Here is a 23,488-nt window from a genome sequence, read left to right as displayed (position 1 = left end):
CGGGCAAGGTCAGCCTGGCAGGAGCGTACGCGTTCGGGTACGGAGCTCTGGGAATGGCGCAGCTGGAGGGGGATGACCAACCTTGGTTCCATGACATCGACCCCCTGGATGCCCTGTTCTTAGGCACCGCGTGGCCGCAGAAGTTCAGGGACGAGTTCGAGTTCGCCAACGCACGTGACGGATGGCTCCGGATTCTTCATGGCACCGTGCACTGGAAGGGCATCGAGAGCTTCGTCCGCGAGGTCGTTGCTGCAAGCGAGGAATACGAACTCCCCGTGGATGAAGGGGAGTTGATGCTGAGGCTCACCGGCCGGTTGGAGCCGCTTGGCCTCGACCAGCGCAAGTTGCCCGCCAACTGCCTGCCAGGGTCAGCACTGGTCGGGACGCGGCCGATCGAAGGACCTCCCTCCGACCAGGTGCTGCCGGAACCTCCGGCCGACGCAAACGAGAGGATCGCTCGTTTCTGGGAGGGCACTCAGATCGAGCTCGCTCACGACGGAACGCCCCTTGACGCACTGCGGCATGGGGTCTACCTGCTCACCCAAATGGGCCTGCGCCTCGACGATGACCCGATGGCACTCCTCCCCGCCCTCTATCTCGCCCTGGTGGCAAAGGACGGTGAAGAGATCAGCGATGCGGGGAGGCGAGCAGTGGCCTGGGCGTACGCGCTGCCTCCGGGATCTTCGCTGATTCCGGTCACTGACATCCTTCTCTTGGGACCTGCTCATGGCCTGAGCACAGACGAGATACTCGCTCGGCTCTTCGCCCTCCCCAACCTCGGGGAGCCCGTCAGCAGCACGGACAGGCGATGGACCAGCTCCCCTGGGTGCGCGCTGATCAATCTCGCTTTCGAGCGGGGCTTCTCCCAGGTCGTCACTCGCAACGGCAAGGTCGTTCGCATCGACGACACCGCGGTTGCCTCCTTCAAGGCGCAGCTCCGTCGGTTCGAGGAGAAATTCGGCCGGCCTCCCGGCCCTGACGACCCCGTGTTCTTCGATCCCGACGCGGAAACACCCCAACTACCTTCCCTGCGCAGCGTCGAAACCCAGGGCGTCGAGCTGCTGGAGACCATCGGCCTGTCCGCGGCTTGGATCTTTGCCTACCGCGAGACCAAGGGGCTGCTGCCGCGCCTTGACGGCACGTTTCTGACGGAGCGCGATGCCGCTGAGTGGGAGGAAGCGGTCGCTCGCTACACGGAACAGGCCGACGGTGAGGTCCCCGATTTCGAGGACAACATGGAGATCCTTCGGACCAACTTCCTGGCCAGGGAAGTGATGACGGCGGCTCAGGATCCCGAGCACGGCCGCGAGCTCGTCGCCATCTTGGACGGTAGAAGTGGAGGGGAACTGCTCGGCTCTTTCCTCGACCGCATGACCCCCTCGCTGGAGGAGCTCGTACAGGAGGACCCATCGCTCTTGGACTCCGCTGCCGAATTCGCCCGGGCCTGGGGTGGCGCAACGCTGCAGAACCGGGTGTCCGTCCTCGCCAGTGCGCCCTCTGATCTCGACCGGAAGGACACCGCGGCCGTACTCGCCGTCGCTGCGGCGTTCTTTGCCAGGCATACCGCGACAGAGTCGGACTGAGTTGCTGAGTCAGGGGCCCGAACCATAGGTGGATCGGGCCCCTGACTGATTGAGGTGATCTTCCGGCGTCAATGACCCACCACTGCCCTCAAACCCGTCGCTGGCCGCGAAGTCGGTCTCTACAACGGCCCACGAGCAGCTACGGGTGAAGCCCTCGAGACCACGGGACACACCTCACTGCGCCGCCCCCTCGGGTTCGTCCGCCGCGGACGGGTGGACATACCTGCCCTCGTTGAACGGAGTGAACCACGCCTTGAACGCCATCGGTGCGACGCCGAGAGCCGCTCCGACGGTGCTCTCGTCGATGCCGTCCATGGAGTCGTCGTAGAGCCACTCGTGGTCCATGTCCTCGTAGACGTTGTTGGCAAACGAGTCGAGCGCGGCCGAGACGCCGTCGTCGAGCAGCCCGAAAGTCTCCAGGGTCACGTTCGTCTCATTCAGCAGCAGCTTCAGCGCGAGTTCCTCAGCGACGCAGCTCAGCTGCTGGAAGCTGCCATCCGTGAAGCGGGTAGTCATGGCGATCACCGTCACCAGGAAGCGACGGGCGAAACGAGCGTCGTACTGGAGGGCGTATCGCTCGGGAAGATCCTCGAAGTGCCACAGGGGACCATCGCATTCCGCAGCGGTGGTGTCCTCCTCCGTCAGGGTCTGCACGTCTTGGAACAGCTCGTCCACCAAGATGTCCGTCGCGTACACCAAGGCACCGGCAGCGAGTTTGGCGTCCTCCGGCGAGACGGCGAACTCGATGTCACCGTCTTCGTCTTCGTCGTCTTCGTCGTCCGGGACGCCGAACATCACGGGCGGGAAAGAGCGCAGCTCGTCTGCCAGTGCCAGCATCTGACTGCGTACTGCCTCAGCTTTCGCCTCGGCGTCATAGCCGTCGCTGTCGTCCTCGGCCGTGGGCCGCTCGGCATGCCGGGCCTTACGGTCAGCCGGATCATCGGGCGGGGCATCGGGACCGTCGGCGGCGGCGAGACTCTCCTGGGCGAGTTCCGGGTGCAGTTCGACCTCGCATCGGTCGATCTGCCAGTCAGCCAACAGCTCGGACCGTTCCAGCAGTTCACCCACGACCGAGCGCACCGCCTCCTCGGCGAATTCCAGGGCCGGCGCATCCACGAACACTTTCAGCAGCGCTCCACCCGGGTAGACGGCCACGATGCTGTCGAGGAGATCGACTTCCATGCCGTCGGGTCCCTCGATGGCCTCAACCGAGTCGAAGCCGTCCCCGATGAGCGCCACGGCGCCAGCTCGCTGAAGTGGGTCCATCTCCGGAGTGCCCTCCGAGATGTGGGCGTCCACGGTTACTACGTATGTCACGCATCCGATCCTGGCAGGGAAATGCCAGGCGACGGGGAGGAATCCGCTCAATCACGAGCACTACGGATCGAGCCAGGCAGTCGGCCCGGCTGATGTAGGCAACGTGCATTCGGCTTCTCGCTTCGCGTGGGAGTACGACTTCAAGGTTCCCGAATCGGCGCAGGACACGAAGGGGCAGGAATGATCTCGGTGCAGACATGGGCGGATGCCCGACTTCTGTGGGACTACCACCGCATGCGCCACGGCCCCCGCCCCTGCTCCGGTGCCGTCGGTCTGGGCAGCCACGATCTAGGCGTGGCTGACGTGACGGTTGTGCTGTACCCCCAGGCCATGGCGTCGGGCATCGTGTGCACCGGGGCCACGAGCCCTACGACCCGAGCACGGATGCCCCGCGGAGAGGCTGTGGCACTTCAGCCACCCCGTGACCCCCGAGAAGACCTTGCACTCAAAGTGACACAGCCAATACGCTCCGTCCGGGCGACTTGTTCGAGATCCCGCATTGTGGGGGGGACCGCTTCTCCTCCGCCAGGCTTGCCGTAGGCGGAACTGAGCAGCAGTCTCCCTGGCCGTGCTCCCTCAGCTCAGTGTTCCTTCTCGCTGCCGGGCCGGACAATGTGTGGTCCGGACTGCACCAGACGTCTCGGAGTACTGCTCCGCAGACCGACACGGGTGGAGGTCAGCGGCACAATGTCCGCGCTCTCGCTCTGCCTGGCGTGCCCGCGTCATGCAGCCAGAACGCCGACAGCCGGTGCCACAGGCATCGGCGTACCCGCCGGAGCGCCTCCCCGTGCCCCTCGACGACACCCTCACCATCTCGATCGACCTCGACCAGGACGAAGTCACCTTGGTCGTAGGCATTCTCCAGCGTGCGGCCGACGAGTGTCGTGCCGCCGCCCCGTCTGACGTAACTGCGGACCAGTACACCGGTATCACCCTGGGCCAGCTGACCGCGCGTTGGACGGACATCGCGGAGCGCGAACTGCACTGCGCCGTCGTGAATTTGCACGGCGAGCGATTGTTCACGGTCCCGCTGACCGCCGAAGGCTGGTATCAGGTCCGGGCGGCACTCAGTGCCTGCGTCGCCCAGCTCTCCGGTGAACTGGACGACAGCGTCCCGGCCGACACCCCGGTCCGAGAGCGGATGTATCGCGCCCTGCATCTGGCGCACAAGATCGCGGAGGCAACGAATGACCGATGAGGCCAACGCGGAACCCCGTCAAGACGGAACCGGATGGCAGCCCGAACCCTACGTTTTGCCGCGCATCACCGCCGTCGACAAGCTCGCCGACGCGCTGTTCGGAAAAGGTCTGAGCGAGGAGGCGGCCGAATCGCTGGCCAGGGCGGCCGTTCAGCCGGAAGACATGCGGCGAAAACTGGCGGATGTCAACAACCTGCGTGTGCAGGGTGGCACGATACACATCGTCGAAACCCGCCTGTGGTCAGCGGCGGTGGTCCCGCACCCGGCCAACCCCCGCGAGTACGGCCGCCGGAGCTACGCCCTGGGGGGTGCATCGGCCGCCCTGCGGATCCTCCCGATGCCGGAGCCGGCCCCTGGGGGCGGTCCGGAGTTGCAGATCCGGGTGCCTCATCCCAACGACCTTGCGCATCGCCTGGATGACGCCAAGGCGCGGCTCGTCAAGGAGAACCCTCTCGACAACGACATCGCGGCCGAAGGGGTACTCCAGCCCTTGATGGTTGTCCCCATGATGGTCTGTTACGACAACTCGCCAAACAGGCCGCCCACGCTGCTGATCACAGCGGACGGTTCGAGCCGGATCAGCGCAGTCCACCAGTTGCTTGGCTACCGCCCTTCGCTGCTCGCGTACGAGTTGGCAGACAACACCCGGAAGTTCCGGCAGGAGATCAATCGATGGATCCGGCTGGTCCAGAAGCAGGGATGGGACTCGCTGAGTGCGGCAGATCAAGGCAAGTTGCGTGCATTGACCGTGCCTGCCCGGGTGGTGGTGGGTTTTGTGCCCGACGCCCGGGCCGGTGTCCGCTTCCACACCGCCGTACGCAACTTCATCGGCCTTACCCACATTCGGCCGCCAAGGCCGTACGCGTCTGCCGTCGAGAGCGAGGCGAAGGGGGACGCGGTCCTCGACTCGCTTGCCGAGCCCACCCGTAGCCGAAACGCGCGGATCACGTCACAGGAAAAGCGCTGGTTCGCAGGCGTAATCACCGAGCAGGAGGCTGCCGAGGAGGGCTTCAGCCCGCACCAGGACGTACGCGCTGCAGAAATCATCCGGACCGTACTCGGTGGTGGGACCGGCACCGCGCGGCGGGTCAATGAGGGAATCCGCTCACTGACCGCGCAGCAACGGCCCAAACGTGAGGACCGTGTCGACATCGCCGTTGAGCTGATCCTCCGCCCCGTCCGCACGGCCAAGAACGACGTCCCTCCGTACGTCCGTCCCCGGCGCGCCGTGCTCCAGCGCGCCTACCGTCTTCCTGAGATTGAGGAGCTGCCCGCCGACGCTCTGCTGGAGGGAGCGCCCGACGGTGGCCGATCACTGGAGGAGCTACGCGACGCCGCGCTGAAGGAAGCTGCGGAAGGACTCGGCGCGGGCGGCAGGCTGGGCGTGGCTCAGACGGAACTTGCAGTCAAGGCCACCTTCTACATGGTCACCGCCGACACCATGGCGCTCCAGACCGAAGGCTCCGGCGCGGCACGAGCCGAGGACAGCCGCAGCGCGGTCGGGGTGCTGCGGGCGATGCTCTCTCGGCAGCGTGGGGTGATCCAGGCGTATGAGGTCGTCCGCGCGGGTCGGCTGGGCAGGCCGCTGCACGAGGTTGACGAGGACGGCGCACCGATCTACACGGACGGTGGTGGGTACCGTGAGCTGACGGATGCGTTGGTCCGCCACACGTACAACGGCGAGGCACTGACCGAGGCGGTCGTAGGACTTCCCGCGGCACGAGCGCATTGGGCAACAGTGACCAAGAGCGTGGACAACCTGCGCCAGGCTGTGAGTGCCATGAAGTCCGTTCCTGCCTACGAGGGCGGCGGCAGCCTGATCAAGAGGGAGGGATGGGACCCCCCGGAGATCGAGAAGGCCCGCCGCTACCTCGATAAGGTCAGCCGCACGCTGGCGGACTGGGCGGACTGGTATAACGCACAGAACGACGAGGAGCGCCAAAGCGCCGACGTGGATGCCATGGACGCCCTCGATGTGTAGAAGGGGATACGAGTTCCACCCGTCAACCTTCTGTCTGTCGGTTCACACTCCCCAGCCAAAGCACGTCACGCGCTCGGGTCATGGCCACGAAGAGCTGGCTGCGGGCCAGCTCTTCGCGCCCGCGTTCAGGCTCCGAGGCTTCCGCTTCGGGTTGTGTGCGGAAGCCGTTCGCCAAGGCCGCGTCGTGCTCCGGGAGGTAGACGCGCTTGAACTCCAAGCCCTTGGCCCGGCGGTAGCTGCCGAGTTTGACGGCGTCGACGGGGCGGCCGTCGTAGTGCTCCAGCAGGCATACGGGGATGCCGGACCGTTCGAGGAACCGCTGGTAGTGGCCGATGGCGCGCATGGACGGGCACAGCACGGCGGTGTCGGGGCGCTCTCCGGGCGGCAGTGGTGTACGGGTTCGACCTGATCCGGGGGTTTCCTCAGCGTCGGGATGACGCCCGCCAAGAGAACCCACCGGCTGATCCCTCAAGACGGCCCATCTCGGGGAACCTCAGATCCTGCCAGCAAACATCACGAAGCAGGCTGTATTGCTGCCAGACTGATCGCATGCAGGACAACTATTTCTCGCTCACCCGCGTCCGGCTAAAGCACTATCGGAGCATCGCGGCAGCCAACGTCGAGTTGGGCAGACTGCTGTTGCTTGTCGGACCGAACGGGTCTGGGAAGAGCAACTTCCTCGACGCTTTGCGGCTGCTCTCCGAGTCTCTGCAGACGTCTCTCGACCAGGCTCTGCGGAGTCGTGGAGGCGTGGCGGAAGTACGCAGGAGGTCAACTGGCCACCCGACTCACTTCTCGATCGACCTGCAGTTCAGGGGGCCGGAGTACCAGGGCGAGTACGGCTTCGAGGTTGCCGCAGTGAGAGGCGGTGGCTTCCGGATCTCGCGCGAGTACTGCGGCGTCTGGTACGACGCGCGACGAGAGGAAGGCTCCAAGTACGCCGATGCTGGTTTCCGCATCGAGAACGGCGAGCTGGCAGGCAAGACCGAACCTGTGATGCCTCCCGTGAGCGAGCAGCGACTGTATCTGGTGGCCGCCGCCGGCCTTGACGCATTCCGACCTGTCTACGACGGTCTCTCCGGTATCAGTGTCTTCAGCCTCAACCCGGACGTAATACGCCAACCTCAGACACCCGACTCGGGAGAGTTCCTGCATCGTGATGGCTCCAACATCGCCAGCGTCCTGCATCGTCTGCAGCGCAGTGCCCGCGGCCGGGAAGACAAGAGCCGGATTGAGAGCTACCTACAGCTGATCGTGCCTGGCATGCACGGCGTGGCCCGCTCCGACCTGGGAAACTGGGAAACTCTGGAGTTCGCCCAGGACGTACCGGGTGCCAAGAACCCTTGGCGCTTTCAGGCACAGTCTGTCTCCGACGGCACGCTGCGCGCGCTTGGCGTACTGGTCTCGCTCTTCGCCGGCACGGGCAGCACTCTCAGCACGGTTGGTATCGAGGAACCAGAAAGCGCCCTGCATCCTGCGGCAGCAGGCGTGCTTCTCGACGCGTTGCGGGATGCCAGCGAACGCCGCCAGGTCATCGTCACCAGCCACAGTCCTGACCTTCTCGACCGCCACGACTTCGATCTCTCCGAGTTGCGCGCCGTGCGCTCCATTGCTGGCGAGACCAAGATCGGTGAGCTGGATGAAGCAGGAGTCCTCGCTCTACGCGAGCAGCTCTACACCCCCGGCGAGCTCCTTCGGAACGACCAGCTCCTTCCCGCAATCACTGCGGAATCGCAGTCGGGGGTGCGCCGATGACGCTACCCCCTGTCGTGGCCCCGATCGTGGAGGGTCACGGCGAGGTCCAGGCGGTGCGTGAACTCATCACCCGCATCGCTGCCGAGTTCTGCGGGACTTGGACAGATGTCGCACCAGCATTTCGTCTCGACTCTGGCAAGATGCGCAGACCCGACGAACTGGCCAAAGCTGTACGTGTCCAGGCTGAGCGTGTCAAAGGGCCTGGCGGTGTCCTCGTGCTACGGGACGGCGATGACAGCGACATCCAGTGCCCAGTCGAGCTTGCACGTCAACTGGCCCCAGAACCTAACCTGGTTCCGGTCCCCGTTGAGATCGTGATCGCCCGTCATGAATACGAAGCCTGGTTCCTCGCCGCAGCAGACTCGCTCCGCAGCCACCCAGCAGTCCACAACAACGCATCCGCACCAGCAGATCCCGAAGCCAGGCGGGGCGCTAAGAGCCAGCTCGAATCCATGATGTGCGAGTCCTACAAGGAGACCCTCCACCAGGCGAAGTTCTCCGCACTGATCGACTTACATGCCGCGAAGGAGAAGAGCAGATCCTTCCGGAGAATGGTCCACGCGGTTGAGGGTCTACTCAGGAAGGCCCCCCGGTGATGTCCATTCAGGGAGCCGTTTGGGAGCCGACCTGCTTCCCGAAGCCACTCGAACCCAGCTCAAACCACCCACGTCTGGTCGCATGACCAGCACAAACACCAACTTCGCCGGTGGCGATCCTCGCCGAACCTCATTCGGGACGAAGAGGTCGTGGGTTCAAATCCCGCCACCCCGACAGAGAAACACCAGGTCAAGGGCCTGAACCTCAGTGAGGATCAGGCCCTTCCTGCGTCTCCGGTGATCGTTTGGGAGAAATATGGAAGAAGATCTTGGTCGGCCTCTCCCAACAGACGATCGCCCGGCAGGAGCGGCACGCCGCCCGCGTGTCCGCTCGCACCTGCGCTTTCGCGAACTCCAGTCGCCCACTCGACCCGAGGACAGCCTGTGGACCACGGCTTCGGCAGCAGCAACGACGCCGACAACAGCACCACTGAGCACGCGGGGCGCCCCTGCGCGGTCTGCGGCACAGTGATGGAGTACTGGCGCCCGCGCAGCCAGAAGTACTGCTCCGATCCCTGCCGTACCTCGGCCGCCAAGAAGCAGCGGGCCGAACGACCGAAGGACGCGCCGAAGGTACGGCGCCCGCAGCAGACGCTCACGCCAGGGACGCCGCCGGTGCCCGACCTCTCCAGGACCCGCGAGGTTCGCGGTGATCCTCATTGGAACCCGATCCTCGCGGCTGCCGAACGTGCCAACGGCGGCGAACCTTGCCGGATCTGCGGCGAGCCCGTTCCAAGGAGCGCGCACTGGGAGCACCGTGACCGGCACGTCTGCTCTGGTCGGTGCAACACCACGCTCAAGCGGCGTACGAAGGCGCGGATCGAACGGGGTGAGATCGACGTGGCCGCCATCCCGGATCGTGGTGACCGATCCTCCGCCGATGCCGACCAGCGCGCTCGGTTCGGGGCAGCAAGGGAGCCGCAGATCTTCCGCACCAGGACCGCCGACGGTGACTTCCCCTACGAGTTCTACGGGTTGAGCCCCATCGAGGGCGATGTCATCGAGCGGCACAGCTCCGTCACGACGTACGCCACCGCCACCTCCCTGGGCGCCGACGAGCTCGTCGCCTTGGTGCAGGCCAACTCCGAGCCCGATGCAGAGCCGATGGTCGCGATCCACCAGCAGACCGGAGCACTCCTCGCCTACACGGACCGAGTCCTGTGGTGGACCAAAGTGCCCGGCCAGGAACACCCCCTCGTCCAGCAGACGTCGTTCGAGGGGGACGACGGGCGGCAGTGGCACTGGCAGAACGAGATCTTCCGTGACGTGGACGAGAGCGGGAAGACCTACGACTGGGAAGCCTGGGTCTGCGTCGCAGAACCGACGCCCACGCTCTGGACCCCGGCCTACACCGCCCGCTCCGAGAAGCAGCGGCGCTCCACTCGGGCCCGCAACAGCTACCAGGCCCGCATGCGCGGCTACGGCGCTCTCAACGCCGACGCTGACCAGGTGGACCCGTTCGACATCTACGAACGCGACCAATGGGTCTGCCAGTTGTGTCATCGCGCGATGAACCCCGCCGTTGAGTGGCCCGACCCGTGGTCCGCCACCCTCGACCACATCAAGCCTGTCGCGGAGAGCGGCGCGCACACAGCCGGGAACCTGCAGGCAGCCCATTGGATCTGCAACATCCGCAAGGGAGACGCCTGGGGACCTGGCGAGGCCCAGCCCTCCTAAAGAGGAGGGCTGGGCCCGAAGCGTCAACCGCCGGTCTGCAGAAGTCTGTCCAGCGCAGATACCGGGGAACGCGGGTGTAGCGCACGCCTGGCCGCGAGTGCCGCCTCCCACTGCTCGGTCAGGCCAATCATGAGGCGCCGACGCATGCCGGGCGTGACGTGGGCGTAGCGCGCAGAGACCGAGCCGTCGATGTGGCCCATGCGTTCGTCCATGAGGACCTTCTCGGTGCCGAGGTCCTCCATCATCGTCCGGTGAGTGTGGCGAAGCCCGTGCGGTGTGAGGCCCTTGGCGATCGGAAGCCAGCAGGTGTCCGCCCGAGCGGCTGCCCCTCGGCCTCGGGCCGGGACACCAGGCCACGGCTCGCCGAGGATCGGCACCGGGCGGGCCTCCTGTGGCGCCTTCTTCGGGTACCAGCCGGAGACCGCCGGGGTGAACAGCCAGGTGGCGAAGCCGTTTCGGCGCCAGTGGGCCGCGTGCTCCGACGTGGTGCCGCCCCGTACGAACCCGAGCTCTGTGATGGCGAGTTCGACGCGCATGCGGGTGTCCTCGCGCACGCGGTCGGAGTGGTTGAGGACGTTCGAGACCGTGCCCGTGGAGACTCCGGCACGGCGCGCGACGTCGACGAGCTTCGCCCCCTGATGGCCGCCAGTGCGTGCCGCGCCCTGGCCTCGGAAGACGTACGTCCTGCCGTGGCAGGGGCAGGGGGTCGGCTTCCTACGGGCGATGTGGTCGAAGACCAAGGCGGACAGCCAGTCCGGCGAGTCGATGTCGCGGTAGCTGTCGTCCTTGGGCGGGCAACGCACCAGCTCGCCGGTGTCCAGCTCGTACAGCTGCCATTCGACCCGGAAGGCATTCGGCCGGACGAACTCCGTTTCCAGGCCGACGATTTCGCCCCAGCGCTTACCGGTGTAGCCCTTGAGGACCGTGGCAACGAACTCGTCGTCGCGGCCTGAGAGCAGGGCCGCCCGCTCGGCGGTGAGCAGGATACCGAGCGCGTCAGTGACGACCTTCTCCGGGCCGCGGTCGCGCGAGCGGCCGGCGCGCTTGCCCCGCCCGCGCCGCCTGGCCGCCGGGTTCGACGTGAGCAGGCCCTCGTCGATCGCGTCCTCGAAGATCAGGTGGAGCGTGGAGCGCCAGGTCTTGACGCTGGAAGTCGCGTAGGCGGCCTTCTCCTTCTTCTCCCAGGCATCGACGTCCGTACGCAGGATGCCGGCGAGCGCCTTGTCCTCGAAGTCGGGGAGCAGGTGCTCCTCGATGTGGCGCTTGTAGTTCTGCATCGTCGAGGCGGCCAGGTCCTGGGCGGCGTACCAACGGCTCGCGTACGCGCCGAAGGTCTCCTGACCGAGGCCCGGGTCGCGCCACTGGCCACGGCGAACGGTCACCTCTTCGGCGTCTGCGGCCTGCTTGGCCTCGCGCTTGGTGGCGAACTTGACCACGGCGCCCGTGGAATCGGCGACGGTGCCGTACTTGCCGTCCTCGATCTTGTAGCGGCCGCGCCAGTAGCCGCTGCGCTTCTCGGCGTACCCCACAGATTTCCCTCCCTTCTGTCGTGTGGGGTGCGTTAAGCAGCGGTTCCGTACTGGGACTTGGCCATTCGGCGCGGCGGCCGGGCCTGGAGCCGGACGGTGGGCACAGCCGCTTCAGATCGCTGCCGAGCGGGAGGCTTGCGAGTCGGCGCAGCAGCAACGCCAAGGCGCTGCGGCTTCACGGCCGGACGCTCTTCGTGCATGCGGATGATCTCGGCGAGATGCTCGTCCGAGAAGCGGTACGCACGGCCAACGCGGGTGAACGGGATGAGCCGGCGGCGGGCGCGGTCCTTGACCCACCAGGCGGAGCAGCCGAGGACGGCGGCAACTTCCTCGGGGACATGGAGGCGCGGCAGGCCGACCTCAGCGTGCGGAGTCGGTGCGGAGGCAGGGGTTATCGCGGGTTCGCGCAAGGGGTGAGTCCTCTTCTGGCAGGCATGAGGCGCGGCAACGCCGACCCGCCGGTCGATCGCTAGGGATGGAGATGAGCTGCCCGTCCTGGGGGTTTGCGGCCCAGGACGGGAGTGGGCGCCGGAGGCTACGCCTCGTCGGCGGGGTGGGCGTCGCCGTCACCGGGCGGAGGGCCATGCATCTTCAGCATGGTCTTGCTGGCCTCCTCCGCCATGGCGCTCTGGACCATGAGGTCGGCTTCCTCGCGGATGTCGGGGTGCTCGGCGAGGTAGGCGTCAAGAGCGTCGCGCGCCTCCGTGAAGGCCATGTTGGCTCTCTGCGTCGCGCGGAACGCGTCCACGACCTCGTCGATGAGCTCCATGGCGCGGGCCTTGGCCGCCAGCTGCGGTGGCCCGACGAGGTTGCGCAGGTCGATGCCGAAGACCTCGGCGAAGCCGATGGCGTCGTCGAGGTTGATGCGGCGCTTCCCGTTTTCGATCCGCCAGACCGCGGACGGGTTCATCTCGAAGCCGGCCTCGTTGAGCCGGTCGGACAGGGCATTGGTGCTCCAGCCGCGCGCCTCACGCTCCACCCTGATGCGGGTCGCGACATTGGCCTCGCCGCTGAGCAGGACGCCCTCGGACGGTTCTTCCTCCGCCACCGGCACCTCCTTCCGTTCGTAGCGATGCACTGCGGTTTGCAGCACAGCCTAAACAGTAGCATTCCTACTGCGAGACGCAAAACACTTCTGCGATCTGCAATTCATGTGGCATAGTGGTGGCACCCCACCCCACCGACCTCAGGAGTTCGCACGACCGCACGTCACATGAAAGAAGCCCCCGGCATCGCCGGGGGCTCAAGCGCAAACCTCTCAACCGCCATCCCTAGCGATCAACCTGCGGAGCCCGGGATTGCCGTCCCATATGGCCCGCAAGCAGAGGAGCTGATGCCCAGTATGACCGATGCCCAGCCGAATACGCCATCCCTTCCTGACGGCTCCGGCACATCGTGGCCTCCAGTTGCCGTGCCCGGCCAACCGTCCGGCTCCGCTGCGCCTCCGACAGAGGGGGACCGCGACGACGCCACCTCGTCACCGCTGCGGACCGAGGGGGCGCAGATCCTGGACGCCCTGCGGGCGCAGATCAAGCGGTACGTGGCGATGCCGAGCGAGGAGGCCGTCACGGCGGTGGCCTTGTGGATCGCGGCGACGCATCTGCAGCGCGCATGGCAGCACGCGCCGCGCCTGGCGATCGTCGCTCCGGAGAAGCGGTGCGGTAAGTCCCGTCTGCTGGACGTGGTGACCGAGACGGTGCACAACCGGCTGATCACGGTCAACGCCAGCGCGGCGGCGATCTTCCGGTCGATCGACGGGGACGACCCGCCGACCCTCCTGGTCGACGAGGCCGACACCCTCTTCGGCACCACCAGGGCCGCGGAGAAGAACGAGGAGGTCCGTGGCCTGATCAATGCGGGGCACCAGCGTGGTCGGCCGACTCTGCGGGTGTCCGGTCCCGAGCACCAGGTGCAGGAGTTCCCCACCTTCGCCATGGCCGCACTCGCCGGGATCGGCGACCTGCCCGACACGATCCAGGACCGGGCGGTGGTCATCCGGATGCGCCGCCGCGCGGCAGGCGAGAAGGTGGCGTCCTTCCGCACCGGCCGGGACACCCCCGCCCTGAACGCGATACGCGAGCGTCTCCACGCCTGGCTCCAACCGCTCTACGCTCAGGCCCTGGAGATGGAGCCTGCCATGCCGGTCGAGGACCGCGCGGCGGACACCTGGGAACCACTGGTGATCATCGCCGACCTCGCCGGAGGCGACTGGCCGATGCTGGCGCGCACCGCCTGCCGCACCATGACCGACTACGAGGCCGGCCAGGACGAGGAGGGCGGTCTGCGCACCCGCCTCCTGGTCGGCATCCGCCGCGCCTTCGCCGCCGTCGGCGATCCGGCCGTGCTGAGCACGAAGCACCTGCTGGAGTCCCTCAACGCGGACAAGGAAGCACCGTGGGCGGAGTACGGCGCAAACGGCCTGACCCCGCGCGGTCTGCAGCTGCTCCTGAAGCCCTACGGCATCAGCTCGGCCAACCGCCGCTTCCCCGACGGCACCCAGGCCAAGGGCTTCGCTCGCAACCAATTCCTCGACACGTGGGCGCGGTACTGCCCCGAGCCGAAGGCTGCTGACGCGCCCGCCTCGTCAGCAGACGGGCCGCTGCCCGGCACCGCAGCCTGACCCGACTCCACTCGCATCACTCGTCCCCGCGCAGGTCAGCGCGGGGACGAGTGAACAGCCCGCAACGAGTCGTCTCGACATCACCACTCCACTCGTACCTGTGCTGACCAGGCACGCGACGAGTGGTACGAGTCCCAGCACCTCGCAGCCACAGCGCCCTGCCCCGCTGCCCTGGCTGCTTGTAGGTGCCTCCCACCCACCGGAGGTCTCCCCTGCCCCCGCACGAATCCACCGCACCCGTATCAACCGCGCCAAAGACCGGCGCCATCCGCTTCGGCATCGCCCTGCTCGGCACCATCGGCTTCGTCCTGTCCTACGACGCCCTACGGCAGATGGCCATCGCCGCCCACATACGCCCGCTCTTCGCCATCGGCTTCCCCCTCGTGATCGACGGGTTCATCGCCATCGGCATCGCCACCCTGCTCCTGGTACGCACCGCGTCGAAGGCCGCCCGCGTATACGTATGGGTTCTCGTCATCCTGGCCACCGCGCTCAGCATCTGGGCCAACGCGCTGCACGCCCTACGCCTCAACCAGCAGGCCCTGGGCGGCGGTCTGCAGCTCGGCGACTGGACCGTGGCCGTGCTCTCCGCGCTCCCGCCGCTCGCCCTGGCCGGCGCGGTGCACTTCTTCCAGATTATCCAGCGGGATCTTGCCCTGGCAGCCGAGCAGGAGGTCGTCGGCTCCAGGCGCAACGCCACCTCGGACATCCAGCGGTCCACGCACCTCAAGGTGGCGGACGCCCCGGCAGACGTGGCGGAGGACGCTGCCGATGTGGCGGATTCCTCCGCCTCTTGCCCTGCGGCCGACGAAGAGGAGGCGGACACCGTCGATCCCAAGCTGCTCGCCCTCGCCCGCCGTGCGCCGCTTGGGCGCGGAGGCAAAGCCTCACGCCGCCACATCGAGGACGCGGTCCGCAGCACCGGTCGATCGATCGGTAAGGACGAGGCGGAACGCGTCAAGGATGCACTGCAGGCCGAACTCGACGAAGCCGCCGCAGCCGAGCCGAGCGAGGCCACGCCAGCGGCGATCGTTTCCTGACCATCGGCCGCTGCCGACCGCGTCCCGCATCCCTCGTCCCCGCGCACGTCAGCGCGGGGACGAGTCCCCCTTTGGCGACGAGTCGATCCGACATCACCGCCCCCCATCAACACCCCACGAGCGCACCGGCCAGGCCGAGCACGCCGCGTACGACGGCTTCGAGGCCGAGCCTGTCGACGGACGCGACGAGGCCGCCTCTCAGCAGCAGGACTCACCCAACACCCCTGCCGACGCCATCTGATTCCCCATGCTCACCTCACCCTCGCGGCTAGCCCCGTGTCCCTTCAGGGGACAACGCGGGACTGCCGAGGCCGGACAGTGTGGCCCTCGACACCACCACCCCACGGAGAACCGCCCCATGCACGACCCGCACCACGAACCCCTCGCAACTCAGCAGCAGACGACCGCCACCCCCGTCACACGCGCAGCAAGTTGTCGGGTAAGGAGTCCTTACCCGGCCCCCGCCCCACAGGGGACGGAGGCATCCGGCGCCGAGGGGGCACCGGAGTCGGCCGGCCCTGGGGAGCCGACCGAGACGGGGACCAGCAAGTCGTCGTCAAACGTGCCGCAAAAGCCCGTGCAGCGTCGCCGTCTGCGTGACAAGCAGCTGCGCGAGCATCGAGTCCATCCCCGCTACAACGACAACGAGTTCGCCCTCGTGAAGAACGCCGCCGCTCTGAGCGAGATGGCAGCGGGCGGCTACGTCGCCGAATGCTCCCTCGCCGCCGCCCGCGCCGACGACCCCACCGCCTCGGTCGCCGACTACCGCGCCATGGTCAAGACCCTGATGGCCGCCAACGGAAAGCTCGGCCAGATCGGCAACAACCTCAACCAGCTCACCTGGCACCTCCACAAGGACGGCGCCTGGCCCCACCCCGACACCGTCCAACGCCTCTTGGACCGCGTCGAGGCATCCATCGCCGAGCTGGACACCGCCGTCGCCCAGGTCACCGAGGGACGGTGAGAGCCGGTGATACCGAAGATCATCCTTGGCAAGGGGCCCAAGGCCGCCCGTCGCACGATCGGCTACCTCTTCGGACCGGGCCGCGCCAACGAGCACACCGACCCGCACCTGGTGGCCTCCTGGAACAACTTCGCCCCCGACCCCGGCCGCAGCCCCCACCGCGACCCGAAGGACGTGGAGGACCAACTCGCCCGTCAGCTCGACCAGCCCGTACAGATGCTCGGCGACAAGGCACCCAAATACACCGTGTGGCACTGCCCCGTCCGCGCCGCACCCGAAGACCCCATCCTCACCGACACCCAGTGGGCCGACATCGCCCGCCGCATCGTGGCCGCTGCCGGCATCGCCCCCGACGGCGACGAGGAAGCCTGCCGCTGGGTCGCCGTCCGCCACGCCGACGACCACATCCACATCGCCGCCACCCTCGTACGCCAAGACGGCCGACGCCCCAAGCGCGACTACGACCAGCGCGCCGTCCAGAAGGAGGCCCGCCAGATCGAAGTCGACTACGGACTGCGCCGATTGAAGCCAGGCGACGGCACCGCCGCCAAGCGCCCCACCAGCAAAGAGCACTTCAAGGCCAAGCGCCTGGGCCAGGACGCCACATCCCGCGAGATCCTACGCACGCGCGTACGCCGCGCCGTGGCCGCCGCCTCCAGCGAAGCCGAGTTCTTCGCCTTCCTGAAGGCCACCGGCGTGAACGTACGCCCGAAGACCGAGCCGTCCGGCGACGTCACCGGCTACAGCGTCACCCTGCCCGGCGACGTCAACAAACAGGACGAACCCATCTGGTACGCGGGCTCCACCCTCGCAGGCGACCTCTCCCTGCCCAAGATCCGCCAGCGCCTCGCCACCACCGGCCCCGAGCCCGCCGCCACCCCGCCGGGCAATCCGTGGCACCAGGCCACCGCCGCTACCGAGCGCATCCCCCACCACCTCACCCACGGTGACGACGGTGCCGCCCAAGGACAGCTCGTCGCGCTCGGCGCCGCCCTGGACCTGCTGCCGCTCACCGCACCGACCGCGGTGCGGGGCGAACTGGAACGGGCCGCCGCGGCGTTCGAGCGCGCTACCCGCTCCCGCATTGCCGCCGACCTCGACAGCGCCCGTGTCCTGCGCCGCAGCGTCCAGGCAATCTGGCACAACCCTGCATCCGTGGGCGACGGCTCCGGCCTGGCGATGGTGATCGACGCCGCGCTCACCGCGGTCGGCTTCGCCCGGCACTGGCACCGCACCCGCCAGCACGCCCAGCAGGAAGTGGCAGCCGAACAGGCCCTCCTTCACCTACAGACCGCGTACGCGCAGATCGCCGGACCAGTCCTGGACGGCCTCGCCCACCGCGCGCCCACCCTGCAGACCAAGCACCGCCTCGCCCAGCACGTTCGGCAGGCCGTCCCCGAGTACGCCGAGCGCATCCTTGAAGATTCTGCCTGGGATGCCCTCGCCGCCGTGCTCGTGGAGGCGGAGAAGGCGGGGCACAAGGCGGCCACCGTCCTCGACCAGGCCGTCGGCCAGCGCACTCTGGACGACGCCCGCAACCCCGCCCGCGCCCTGACCTGGCGCATCCAACGCCTCGGCCAACGCCACGCCCCCGGCCCCCGCGCCCAGGTCCAGTTCCAGGCCGCCATGCCGCACCCCGCCCCCGGCACCACCGCACCCGGCGTCAGGCCGACGAACGGTGCCGCTCGTCGGCACTGACCTCACAAGCGGGCCGGAAAATAGCCGACGATCCCCGGTTACCGAAACCGGGGATCGTCCGGAGCCTTGATAGTCCCAACCCCAAGCCCGGAAAGAGCCCCTGCATGCCCCACACTGAAATCCGCCCCCATGTCGTCGTCCTCCTCACCGAAGTGGACTACGACCGCCACGACGACGCCTCGCGCCTGTACCGCTGCGACGGGAGCCCGCTCACCGCCGCCGAGCACGCTCTGCTGTCCACCGCGACCCGGGCGGAGTTCTCCGCCGCGAATGCGCAGATGCGCCTTGAGGACGAATGGGCACGTGAACTCGACGCGCTGAAGGAAACCTTCGTCGAGCTGCTCATGAAGTACGCCCACCTTCCCGAAGGCTCCACGGTCAGCGACGTCGTCGACATCATGACCGACGAGGACTACGCGGAGTACGAGCGCCTGCTCCCGATCGTGACTGCGCAAGACACCCTCGAATACCTCGCCGAGCACGGGGCCGACTGACCCGCCACACGCCAGCGGCGGCTCGACAGAACTGCGCCCGTCAACGTTGCCCCTGACCCCGCACATGCCGCAGGCCCGACCGGAATCACCGGCCGGGCCTGCGGCATACCCGCGCAATTCACTCGGTCACACGGGCCTTCGCCACCGCCTTCTCCACATGGGCATCGACCAGCGCGGCCGCCCCCGAGACCACCACGACCACCGGCCCGATGCGCACGGCCGTCTGCTTGACGACGCTGCTGCGCCCACCGGTAGTAAGGGTGAGCAGATGGCTCTACCGCTCGTCGCCCAGCGGCGGGGCAGGCACCCGACGCGGTGCGACCGTGACAGGAGTGCCACCAGCGAGCACTTCGTAGGCCGAGCAAGCCGTCATCGCCTCGACGATCTTGCTCACGCCGTCGGAGAGCTCCGTCTCGGTGGCGCTGTAGAGCTCCTCTGCCAGCTCCGAACCACTGCCGCCCGCGTAGGTGAAGGACGCCTTCGCCTGGCGGGGGAAGCCGAGGCTGCCGCCGGCCGCTGCCTCGCCGCCGAGCCTGGCCAGCGCGGGACACCCGGTCACCGTGACGTAGTCGTGCCGCTCGGGCTGATCCGGCCTGCGGATGTAGCACTCGCCCAGGTCACGCTCATCCAAGAGCCGCTTACTCAACGCGGCCGAGGAGAAAGGCATGCCCGCCGGGGTATCCCTGTGCTCCTGGCGTTCGGCAGCCGAGGAAGTCGGGGCCGTGGCGGGAGCGCTGCCGACGGAGCAGCCTGCCAAGGCCAGGACAGCAAGGGCGCTCAAGTGGAGGACGGTCGTGGTGGGAAAGCGGATGTGACACCCCAGAGTTGGTGTGAAGCGGACGGTCTGACCGGGCCAGCCCTCCAAGCGCCGGCGATACGGAGAAGCAAGGGAGTCGGGGTATCCAGGGCTTCAGTGGCCGAGGTGACGCAGCCCGTCCTCAAGATTCGGGTGGTAGCGGTCGGCCGGACCGGAGTTGCGGTTGTACCAGGCCGAATCCAGACGCGGCTCAAGCGCGTAGTGGTCGGCCCGGCAGCGCAGCCAGATAGCGCCGTCGCGCATGTTGAAGACGACCCAGTCCCGGTACGAACCGCACGTCGGGCACGCGTGGACCTCCCCGTCGATGACGAGCGGCTGGTCCCAGCGCATCATGAACCCGGCGACGTCCTGGCGAGACGGCGCCCTGAAGTCCGGCGGCAGGAAGTCGGGCACCACCGCCGCCTCCGGCGCAGCGGCCGTGGCCGCGCCAGAGACTGGGTCACGAAGGTCGGGCACCGGCAGTTCGGCGTGCATCGCCAGCATCTCCTGGCCCGCACGCTGGGCCTCACGCCACTCACGGTCGGCGCGAGCACGGCGTCGAATCATTCGGAACATGCAAACTCCATCTCTGTCATCGGACAGGGCAGGGAACAAGTGGTTCAGGGCCTCGGCCACGAGCGGCACAGCGGCCGTTCAAGAGCCGTAGGTCGGCTCAGCTGCGGTGGATGACGCTGAGCCGGCCCTCGGCGCCCTTGGGCAACGTGCGGCGGGGCACCGGGACAGGCGAGGCGAGCGAGGAGACGAAGGCGGCGACCAGGCCATCGGGGACGCTGGCGCTGAAGCCGGCGCACCACAGATACGGGGCGCCAGTCACGGGTTCCGCCCACGCCTGCCAGCCCAGCAGGTCAGGGCGCGGGTCGGAGTCCTGGATGAGCGGCGGCAGCAGCTCCAGGGAGACGCTGCAGGAGAACCCGGGGTCCATGGCGGTGGTACGGGGCCGGTCCACGTCGCGCATCCAGCCCCTGGGCACCCAGCGCGGCAAGGACCGTCTCCGGCCCCTCGAATCCGACAACAGGCGTCTCACGGGCATCAAGTGCGACGAAGAGATCGGCGAGCGCCTCGTGCGGGATGCCGGTCGTGAAGTACGCGTTCCACTCCGTCATCGCCGAGGCCGTATGCGGTCGGGCGCTCAGCTGCCAGGCAACGGGGAGTCCACCCAGCTTGAACGGGTAGGCCGCGAGGATCCACTCGGCGCCGCACAGGCCGTCCGGGCGTGTGTACACCAGGGTGTTGCGGGCGGTCGGCCACATGCGCCAGCCGAGGTCGGCCAGAGCATCACCGATCTGCTCGGCGAGAGCACCGTCGTCACCAGCCAGGTGGCGGGGGTGACCCAGTACACCGGGTCCGTCGTCTCGGGGTGGGAGGGATTGGCGGGGTAGTGAGGATACAGGGGCGCCTCCACGGGCTCGGGGGCAGAACTGTCGGCAGGGCGTTGCACGTTCGCATGCCGTTCCGCAGGACACCAGTCCTTGCCGGGCTATTCCTGTCTGCCCCCGGCGAACTGCTGAAATGGCGGCCGGATTTGCCCGTTACCGGTATGCGCCCTGCGGCCATTGCGCTGTCCCCGAATCAGGAAAGCTGCGTCGGCCGACGCGGCGGTGGGATGCGGTCCAGCAGGTCCCACAGCGGGCGCGAGCCCGCCGCCCACTCTCCGAGCATGCGGCGGTCGACGAGATGGATGCGGTGCTCCCGGCCCCAGGGGATGGCCTTGGAGGAGAAGCGGCCGTTGGTGAGGACGACCGCGATGTCCGCCCCGTGGATCTGCCGGGCGGTGCCGTTGACCTGCTGGAGCACCCCGACCCCGACGGCAGAGCCGCGGTCGCCGTCGCGGCGGTGCTTGCACTGGATCGCCCACACGCGGCCCGCCGGGTCGACGGCACGCACATCGCAGGCATTGTCGCCGGCGCCGCCGAGCTGCTCGGCCTGACCGCCGTCCCGGCTCATCAAGTCCCTTATGGCGAACTCGAACGCGCGGTGGTCCAGGGCATCTATCTCGGCGATGCGCAGCCGCAGGGCCTGGGCACGGACGCGTACCCAGGCAGCTCGCTGCTGTACCTGCCGGAACCACAGGCCACCCGCGCCGGCGGCGACCAGCACGACGAGGACGAGGACCCACCAGTGCACCAGCAGCCACTGCACGACGGCAGCGACCAGGCCGATCGCGACGACCGCGGCCACCAGCAAGGCGACCTGCTCGTCCTGCTTCCTGGAACGACGGCGAGCCGGGCTGCGCCGCGAGGGGCGCCGTGCCGGGCGGCGGCGGCTCATCGGACCCCGCCAGGCTGTACGGGTGCGGTGGACGGGGAGCGGTGTGGCGGAAGTGTCTTGACCTCGCCCTCGAACTTGATGCCGCCCTCGGAGGCTCCCCAGACCAGGAGCGCGACGATGGCCGCGATCGTGAGCTGGCGCCCGGATCCGGGATGGGACCGGGTGTGTGCCCGTACCGGGACACCGCCCCGCATGTGCGCCTTCACCTGAACCACCACGGAGGAACTCCCCCTCTGTCCAAGGTCGTTGTCGTTTCCCCGCGTAGGCCGTATGACAGCACGCACCACTGACAAGTAGTCAGGATTCGATCACTAGCAGTAGCGGGGTTTCGGTCATCGCAACCGTTGCACTCCGGTATCTGCGCCTTGGCGACCAGCGTGTTCTATGGCTCGACCGACCGGCTTCAGCCGTTTCCCCTCCAGCGCGGCCTACGAGCGAGCCACTTCCCGCTCGCGATCGGGGCGGGCGTTGCGGGGGTGGGCCGGGTTCAGGAACCACTTGCGGGCCGAAGCGAGCCACCAGATTCCGCAGAAGGCGACGACGACGCCGACTGCGATAGGCGCGTAATTGAAAGTGTCAGCAGTGATCGGTGAGCTCTGCGGCAGCATGAACAGCACTGTGATCACCACGACCCAGGCGACGGCGATCGTGCCCACGAGGGTGGACCAGGGGCCGAGGTGCCACGGGCCGCGCTCGAACCGCTCCCCCTGCCGCAGCCGCAAGAGCGTCGGGATCACATAGGCGATGTACAGGCCGATGGTCGCGATGGACGTGACGGCCGCGTACGCCGTGCTGTTCCACAAGTAGGGCAGGCCCAGGACGAAGGCGCCACCAGTGGCCAGCCAGACGGCGTTGGCAGGGGTGCGGGTGGCGGGGCTGAGCTTGTGCCACGTCCGGGAGAACGGCAGCGCGCCGTCGCGGGAGAAGGCGTAGATCATGCGGGAGTTGGCGGTCACCGAGGCCATGCCGCAGAACAGCTGGGCCACGATGATGACCAGTAGCAGCCACTTGCCGGCCGCCGCGCCGAGCGCGTCCATGAGGATCTGCGCCGGGGGCACGCCCGTGGCGGAGTCGAGGGATCCGGCGTAGGACTGGATGGCGTAGGTGAAGCCGAAGAGAAGGACGAACCCGGCCGCCAGGGAGACGAGGATCGAGCGGACGATGCCCTTGGGACCGGCGGTCGAGGCATCGATGGTCTCCTCGGTCATATGGGCGGAGGCGTCGTAACCGGTGAAGGTGTACTGCGCCATCAGCAGGCCGATGAGCACCACGTAGGTGCTGGACGAGAAGCCGGTGTTGTTGACGAACTCGCCGAACACGAAGCCGGTGGACTGGTGGTGGTCGGGGACGAGGACCAGGGCGCCGCAGATGACGACGACGCCGAGGACGTGCCACCAGATCGACACCTCGTTGAGGAAGGCGACGATGCGCACGCCGAAAGTGTTCAGCACGCCGTGCAGCACGAGGATGATCCCGAACAGCGTGATCGTGTGGCCGGGTGTGGCGTCGAAGCCGAACTGGAGGTCCAGTAAGGCGTTGAGGAAGGTGGCGGCGCCGAAGTCGATGCCCGCGGTCACGGCTATCTGTCCGAGGGTGTTGAACCAGCCGGTGAACCACGCCCACGCCGCCGCCGACCGCTTCGGGGCCATGCGGTGGGCCCAGAAGTACAGGCCCGCGGACGTCGGATAGGCGGAGCAGACCTCCGCCATGGACAGACCGACGAAGAGCGTCATCAGGCCGACGAACAGCCAGCCCCACATGATGACCGCTGGCCCGCCGGTGTTCATGCCGTAGCCGTACATGGTCATGCAGCCGGACAGGATGGAGATGATCGTGAAGCTGACGCCGAAGTTCGCGCGGCCGGACATCGAGCGCGACAGCGTCTGCTGGTAGCCCAGCTGCTTGAGGCGTTCCTCGTCGGAGACACGGGAGACATCGAGAGGCACAGGGA

General features: G+C 67.8%; 22 protein-coding genes and 2 pseudogenes. 13 read left to right on the top strand and 11 right to left on the bottom strand.

The features are described 5' to 3' along the window. Positions 1 to 53 precede the first annotated feature (53 nt). Complete coding sequence (locus tag CP975_RS19120) at positions 54 to 1,583, top strand: hypothetical protein (protein WP_055532598.1); 1,530 nt, start codon at positions 54 to 56, stop codon at positions 1,581 to 1,583. A 174-nt stretch (positions 1,584 to 1,757) separates the two neighbouring features. Here the strand turns inward: CP975_RS19120 and CP975_RS19115 are convergent, their stop codons facing one another. Then, positions 1,758 to 2,882: a hypothetical protein gene (locus CP975_RS19115; RefSeq protein WP_246201557.1), complete on the bottom strand. Its 1,125-nt coding sequence runs from the start codon at positions 2,880 to 2,882 to the stop codon at positions 1,758 to 1,760. 198 nt (positions 2,883 to 3,080) lie between these two features. On the opposite strand from CP975_RS19115, the pseudogene CP975_RS35855 reads away from it, so the two are divergent. The 3 genes and pseudogenes from CP975_RS35855 to CP975_RS19095 all read left to right on the top strand — a co-directional run. Then, positions 3,081 to 3,305, top strand: a pseudogene (locus CP975_RS35855) (YdcF family protein); the annotation flags it as partial. Between the two features lie 382 nt (positions 3,306 to 3,687). Continuing rightward, positions 3,688 to 4,098 carry a hypothetical protein gene (locus tag CP975_RS19100; RefSeq protein WP_055532602.1) on the top strand — a complete coding sequence of 137 codons (411 nt, stop codon included), beginning with the start codon at positions 3,688 to 3,690 and terminating at the stop codon, positions 4,096 to 4,098. Then, on the top strand, positions 4,088 to 6,079 hold the full coding sequence (locus CP975_RS19095) for a hypothetical protein (RefSeq protein WP_055532604.1): 1,992 nt from the start codon (positions 4,088 to 4,090) through the stop codon (positions 6,077 to 6,079). The genes CP975_RS19100 and CP975_RS19095 overlap by 11 nt, the downstream gene beginning before the upstream one ends. A gap of 22 nt (positions 6,080 to 6,101) precedes the next feature. Here the strand turns inward: CP975_RS19095 and CP975_RS19090 are convergent, their stop codons facing one another. Beyond that, on the bottom strand, positions 6,102 to 6,422 hold the full coding sequence (locus tag CP975_RS19090) for a 3'-5' exonuclease (RefSeq protein WP_055532606.1): 321 nt from the start codon (positions 6,420 to 6,422) through the stop codon (positions 6,102 to 6,104). Between the two features lie 206 nt (positions 6,423 to 6,628). Here CP975_RS19090 and CP975_RS19085 point away from each other — a divergent pair, with 206 nt between their 5' ends. From CP975_RS19085 to CP975_RS19075, 3 genes are all read left to right on the top strand, one after another. Next, positions 6,629 to 7,834: an AAA family ATPase gene (locus CP975_RS19085; protein ID WP_055532608.1), complete on the top strand. Its 1,206-nt coding sequence runs from the start codon at positions 6,629 to 6,631 to the stop codon at positions 7,832 to 7,834. Continuing rightward, complete coding sequence (locus tag CP975_RS19080) at positions 7,831 to 8,430, top strand: DUF4276 family protein (protein WP_055532610.1); 600 nt, start codon at positions 7,831 to 7,833, stop codon at positions 8,428 to 8,430. Before CP975_RS19085 ends, CP975_RS19080 begins: the two co-directional genes overlap by 4 nt. 384 nt (positions 8,431 to 8,814) lie before the next feature. Continuing rightward, positions 8,815 to 10,107 carry an HNH endonuclease gene (locus CP975_RS19075; protein ID WP_055532613.1) on the top strand — a complete coding sequence of 431 codons (1,293 nt, stop codon included), beginning with the start codon at positions 8,815 to 8,817 and terminating at the stop codon, positions 10,105 to 10,107. A 23-nt stretch (positions 10,108 to 10,130) separates the two neighbouring features. On the opposite strand, the gene CP975_RS19070 is transcribed toward CP975_RS19075, so the two are convergent. From CP975_RS19070 to CP975_RS19060, 3 genes are all read right to left on the bottom strand, one after another. Then, positions 10,131 to 11,636, bottom strand: coding sequence for a LacI family DNA-binding transcriptional regulator (locus CP975_RS19070; RefSeq protein WP_055532615.1), 1,506 nt, complete (start codon positions 11,634 to 11,636; stop codon positions 10,131 to 10,133). 32 nt (positions 11,637 to 11,668) lie between these two features. Continuing rightward, entirely contained in the window at positions 11,669 to 12,046 is a 378-nt protein-coding gene (locus tag CP975_RS35850; protein ID WP_425474259.1) for a helix-turn-helix domain-containing protein, read from the bottom strand. Positions 12,047 to 12,171: 125 nt separating this feature from the next. Beyond that, on the bottom strand, positions 12,172 to 12,729 hold the full coding sequence (locus CP975_RS19060; RefSeq protein WP_425474258.1) for a helix-turn-helix domain-containing protein: 558 nt from the start codon (positions 12,727 to 12,729) through the stop codon (positions 12,172 to 12,174). A 249-nt stretch (positions 12,730 to 12,978) separates the two neighbouring features. Here CP975_RS19060 and CP975_RS19055 point away from each other — a divergent pair, with 249 nt between their 5' ends. The 5 genes from CP975_RS19055 to CP975_RS19035 all read left to right on the top strand — a co-directional run bounded on the left by CP975_RS19055 (position 12,979) and on the right by CP975_RS19035 (position 18,452). After that, the gene (locus CP975_RS19055) at positions 12,979 to 14,256 is read left to right on the top strand and encodes a DUF3631 domain-containing protein (protein ID WP_055532617.1); all 1,278 of its coding nucleotides are present in this window, start codon (positions 12,979 to 12,981) and stop codon (positions 14,254 to 14,256) included. Positions 14,257 to 14,468: 212 nt separating this feature from the next. Beyond that, positions 14,469 to 15,296, top strand: a complete 828-nt coding sequence (locus tag CP975_RS19050) for a DUF2637 domain-containing protein (protein WP_055532625.1) — start codon at positions 14,469 to 14,471, stop codon at positions 15,294 to 15,296. A 577-nt stretch (positions 15,297 to 15,873) separates the two neighbouring features. After that, the gene (locus CP975_RS19045) at positions 15,874 to 16,260 is read left to right on the top strand and encodes a plasmid mobilization protein (protein ID WP_342787966.1); all 387 of its coding nucleotides are present in this window, start codon (positions 15,874 to 15,876) and stop codon (positions 16,258 to 16,260) included. Positions 16,261 to 16,266: 6 nt separating this feature from the next. After that, complete coding sequence (locus tag CP975_RS19040; protein ID WP_150477150.1) at positions 16,267 to 17,958, top strand: relaxase/mobilization nuclease domain-containing protein; 1,692 nt, start codon at positions 16,267 to 16,269, stop codon at positions 17,956 to 17,958. Between the two features lie 104 nt (positions 17,959 to 18,062). Next, a complete protein-coding gene (locus tag CP975_RS19035) occupies positions 18,063 to 18,452 on the top strand; it encodes a hypothetical protein (RefSeq protein WP_055527195.1) in 390 nt (129 codons plus the stop codon). A 274-nt stretch (positions 18,453 to 18,726) separates the two neighbouring features. Here the strand turns inward: CP975_RS19035 and CP975_RS36390 are convergent, their stop codons facing one another. Beyond that, positions 18,727 to 19,119, bottom strand: a complete 393-nt coding sequence (locus tag CP975_RS36390) for a hypothetical protein (protein ID WP_342787965.1) — start codon at positions 19,117 to 19,119, stop codon at positions 18,727 to 18,729. Here CP975_RS36390 and CP975_RS36385 point away from each other — a divergent pair. After that, on the top strand, positions 19,118 to 19,267 hold the full coding sequence (locus CP975_RS36385; protein ID WP_342787964.1) for a hypothetical protein: 150 nt from the start codon (positions 19,118 to 19,120) through the stop codon (positions 19,265 to 19,267). The genes CP975_RS36390 and CP975_RS36385 overlap by 2 nt on opposite strands. A gap of 95 nt (positions 19,268 to 19,362) precedes the next feature. Here the strand turns inward: CP975_RS36385 and CP975_RS35845 are convergent, their stop codons facing one another. From CP975_RS35845 to CP975_RS19005, 5 genes and pseudogenes are all read right to left on the bottom strand, one after another. After that, the gene (locus tag CP975_RS35845; protein WP_055527229.1) at positions 19,363 to 19,824 is read right to left on the bottom strand and encodes a hypothetical protein; all 462 of its coding nucleotides are present in this window, start codon (positions 19,822 to 19,824) and stop codon (positions 19,363 to 19,365) included. A gap of 97 nt (positions 19,825 to 19,921) precedes the next feature. Further along, positions 19,922 to 20,608: pseudogene (locus tag CP975_RS19020) on the bottom strand (SPDY domain-containing protein). A 230-nt stretch (positions 20,609 to 20,838) separates the two neighbouring features. Then, on the bottom strand, positions 20,839 to 21,537 hold the full coding sequence (locus CP975_RS19015) for a restriction endonuclease (RefSeq protein WP_055527196.1): 699 nt from the start codon (positions 21,535 to 21,537) through the stop codon (positions 20,839 to 20,841). Next, positions 21,534 to 21,755 (bottom strand): hypothetical protein, encoded by a 222-nt coding sequence (locus tag CP975_RS19010; RefSeq protein ID WP_055527199.1) that lies wholly within the window; start codon positions 21,753 to 21,755, stop codon positions 21,534 to 21,536. The genes CP975_RS19015 and CP975_RS19010 overlap by 4 nt, the downstream gene beginning before the upstream one ends. Positions 21,756 to 21,965: 210 nt before the next feature. Beyond that, positions 21,966 to 23,483: an amino acid permease gene (locus tag CP975_RS19005; RefSeq protein ID WP_246201556.1), complete on the bottom strand. Its 1,518-nt coding sequence runs from the start codon at positions 23,481 to 23,483 to the stop codon at positions 21,966 to 21,968. Positions 23,484 to 23,488: the final 5 nt, after the last annotated feature.

The organism is Streptomyces alboniger (genome assembly GCF_008704395.1).
Taxonomy (GTDB): Bacteria; Actinomycetota; Actinomycetes; order Streptomycetales; family Streptomycetaceae; genus Streptomyces; species Streptomyces alboniger.
Note: the sequence above shows the minus strand (reverse complement) of the source record. Positions and strands in the feature narration are given on the sequence as shown.